This is a genomic window from Rheinheimera sediminis, assembly GCF_004005375.1.
Lineage (GTDB): Bacteria > Pseudomonadota > Gammaproteobacteria > Enterobacterales > Alteromonadaceae > Pararheinheimera.
The window spans coordinates 1-363 of the sequence record NZ_RZUF01000094.1 but is presented as its reverse complement, the minus strand read 5'-3'; the positions used below and the strand labels follow the sequence as shown (position 1 = coordinate 363).

Genomic DNA, 363 nt, shown 5'->3' with positions numbered 1-363 from the left:
CACAGGCGGAGCGAGTTATACCACATCAAGCACCTACGATAGTTATGGCCGGCCTTATGAGCTGACGTACCCGACAGTAGGCAGCATCACAGGCCCAAAAATTCGTACTGAGTACAGCTATGGTGCGGCTTATAAAACTACAGACTACAGCAGTGGCAGTGCAGGCACAGTGTATCACCTGACCACAGCAGTGAACGCCAGAGGCCAGAGCACGGGTGTGACTTATGGCAATGGAGTGACTGCAAGTTTCACCTATGGTGATGATACAGGCTGGCTGAAAGGCAACACAGTGACAAAGGGAGGTACCACTATTCAGAGCTACAACTACGGCTTTGACTATGTGGGCAATGTCACCAGCCGTCA

The 363-nt window shown here is 51.5% G+C and carries 1 protein-coding gene; it reads left to right on the top strand.

What is annotated here, in order from left to right:
* The coding region (locus tag EMM73_RS20160) for a hypothetical protein (protein WP_222422717.1) at positions 1-363 on the top strand (363 nt) is incomplete at both ends.